3 protein-coding genes are annotated in these 2,789 nt (G+C 55.1%); all 3 read left to right on the top strand.

Features of this window, described 5'->3' with window-relative positions:
- Positions 1-386 (top strand): hypothetical protein (locus ACPUER_RS36245; protein ID WP_425133511.1); only part of this gene is annotated, 386 nt, incomplete at its 5' end.
- Positions 387-989: 603 nt separating this feature from the next.
- Positions 990-1,490 carry a DUF4365 domain-containing protein gene (locus tag ACPUER_RS36250; RefSeq protein WP_425133512.1) on the top strand — a complete coding sequence of 167 codons (501 nt, stop codon included), beginning with the start codon at positions 990-992 and terminating at the stop codon, positions 1,488-1,490.
- Positions 1,487-2,656: a hypothetical protein gene (locus tag ACPUER_RS36255; protein WP_425133513.1), complete on the top strand. Its 1,170-nt coding sequence runs from the start codon at positions 1,487-1,489 to the stop codon at positions 2,654-2,656. Before ACPUER_RS36250 ends, ACPUER_RS36255 begins: the two co-directional genes overlap by 4 nt.
- The last annotated feature ends 133 nt before the right edge of the window (positions 2,657-2,789 follow it).

Here is a 2,789-nt window from a genome sequence, read left to right on the forward strand (position 1 = left end):
CACGCAGCTGCTGCCCCATCGCTGGACGCCAACCGACGCTTGACCATCTCGGCGATCGGTCCCGTCAAGATGACTTCGCCGGGGGCTTACCTTCGGATCGAACCTACCCAGTAGTATCGATCATGAGAATTGGCACGAAAAGCTCAGAACTGCATTCTGAGGTCTGGGGCGCCAATAGTTCAACGAGACAGGATCTGACCGCGGCCTTCGCCTCGTTGTATGACAGGGGCGTCAAGATTGCTCGCGTCAGTAAATGGTTCTGCTTTCTCAATCAGCGGCGATTTGCCATCTATGATTCGCGAGTGTCAGTGGCGCTTCGGGATTGTCGTGACGATCAAGGCAAGCGCGTTTCCAATTGTGCCGCGTCGGGCACCGAAGGGCGTTAAACAGTGGCCGGGAGCGACTGTTATGTCTCCCGTTCGGGCAGCTGATGTCTACGTCGATTACATCGCCGTCACGCAGTCGACCGCCAGAATGTTGAATCAGAGGAAGATTGGGCGACTGGGTGCAAGCTGGCGGCAAGACGATCCAGAGAGCGGTTGGTGGCCGGCACACGTCGAGATGGCGTTATTCATGGCCGGTGATGTGTGGCCGAACTATAGCGCATCGTGATCTCATTCGATCGGCGCAAGCTACAGTCGTGCGTTCCCAAACCCAACCGCCCCTGTTCAAAAGTTTGCAAGTGACTCTCAATGCATTTTGCAAGGCGCAATGAGCGGCACGGAACGCAGGTGCCTCGACATTGGCCAGATGGGTCAATTGCGACCATCCTTATAGGGCCAGCGGGCGTTGGGGAAGGGGCTTGGGGAGTGTGGAGAGGGGGCTGCGGCTGAAGAATTTCATCGCTTTCGGTTGCCATGCTGAAGTGGAGCTGAAGAAAAGATGAGGCTGCTGTAATGGAAATTTGCTGAAGTCTCGCGGTCGGTTCTTCGTTACAATAAAGAAGCCAAAAACGGGTTCGGATCGATGGCTGTCGACGCGAGAGTTGCATGTTCATTTCCAATCAAAAAGAGCAGTTCAACGTGGCCTATGTCCACGCGATGGCGAGCCAGGCTGGTTTGAACACCGGAAACATGAAGGTCGATAACCAAAGCATCGACCTCGATGTTGACGGTATCTTCCCGACTGCAACTAAAAACCGGTTCCCAAAAATCAGCCTGCAGTTGAAAGCCACTTCACAGAAAATGGTGAGGGACGGTGTCATCAAGTTTCCGCTTCCACGCAAGAACTACGATGATCTGAAAAACGACCGACTTATCGTGCCTAGATATTTGGTCGTGCTTCTGGTGCCCGACGATCCCGACGCTTGGATTCAGCACCACTCTCAGCATATGAGTCTCCACAACACGTGCTATTGGATGTCGATTAAGAATGATCCGACGGTGAAGAACAAATCGAAGGTAACAATCGATATTCCGCTGACGCAGCGTTTGGACACTGATGCCTTGTTGCACCTTGTAGCGTTGGCCAGCGAAGGGAAACACGCATGAGCCGCGATGACGTAATCAAGCAGATCGGCGATCTTAGGTGGGGCGATCTACAGTCCTATCTCACTGCGTCCGGCTGGATTGACGATGGCGCTTTCGGGCCGTTTGCATCGATATGGCATCGCGCTGACCGGGGCGACGCTCAGGTGTTGCTGCCGACGTCGGAAGAGGCTGAAGATTTTTGGCCTCGGCTGGCAGATGCCGTTATGGCAATCGCTGCATTCGAAGACCGATCAACTGGGGACGTGATCACGGCCGTAAGCCATAGCTTCGGGGATGTGATTAGTATCCGTGTGATCCACGACGACGTCGAAGGGGGGACGATCCCGGCCGTCGACGGAGTGGCTCTGAACGAGAAGGCGCTTGAACTGCTGACCGCCGCGTCCATGTCGTTTCTGTCGAAGAGGCAATACCATTCGCGGCCAACGGCCGTGACCAACGCGTTTCTCGATACCCTTAGGCTGGGCCAAACCGCCAAAGGTAGTTATGTTGTAAACCTATTTGCCCTCCTGCCTGATCCGTCGATCAATCAGCCGGCGCTGGGGAACGTGCCAATGACAAACAACATCATCGCGAACCTTTCGTCAGGATTGAAGGCGCTCAACCACGCGGTCAGCTTGAGGGGCAAAAAGAGAGACGAGCAAAAGGCGCTCGATGAAGCCGTTGCAGCCGGTGCCAGCGCAAACATGTGTGACGCGTTGGTAGGGATTAGTGGCCGTGACAAGAGCAGGGCGTTCGAGATTTCGATCACCCCACTGCGCCCGGGAAACGATGCACTGGGTTCAGTGAAATTTTCGTTTGGTAAGGACAAGGTGGAGCGCCTGGAGAAGGCATCTGAGTATTACAGGCGCACCTACACTGCGAAAGACAAAACGATCCAAGGTTACATCAAGCGCCTTGACAGGGCGCATGGCGAGAAGCATGGGACTGTTCTCGTTGCAGCTGTCGTCGATGACAGCGAGAAAATGGTGGAGGTAGACTTGGGTCCGAGGGACTATAAGCGAGCAATTGCCGCCCACGCTGAGGATGCGCTGGTCCAGTGTTCCGGCGACGTGCTCATCAAGCCTCGTAGCGCAATTTTGCTAAATCCCACGGGGTTTCGTGTCCTCAACGGCGGTGACGGCCTGTTTCCGGCAGAGGGCGCGGTCAAACCAGGAAAGACGAGATAGCGACGGGGTTGACGTCGTCTGGCGGGATGACGCTGTTTTTAGATGTATTAGCCGGGACTCGATCTGACAGGTAGTCGGGCCTACAAAGAACGAGCCATCAATGGGGGATGAGTTTCTCCTTGGCTAGTTCGAG

The sequence above is a fragment of the Burkholderia sp. DN3021 genome (assembly GCF_049805555.1).
GTDB lineage: Bacteria > Pseudomonadota > Gammaproteobacteria > Burkholderiales > Burkholderiaceae > Burkholderia > Burkholderia pyrrocinia_C.

Excerpts from the sequence above, each read along its gene's own strand:
- ACPUER_RS36250 (WP_425133512.1), top strand. The coding sequence starts at position 990 with ATGTTCATTTCCAATCAAAAAGAGCAGTTCAACGTGGCCTATGTCCAC.
- ACPUER_RS36255 (WP_425133513.1), top strand. The coding sequence starts at position 1,487 with ATGAGCCGCGATGACGTAATCAAGCAGATCGGCGATCTTAGGTGGGGC.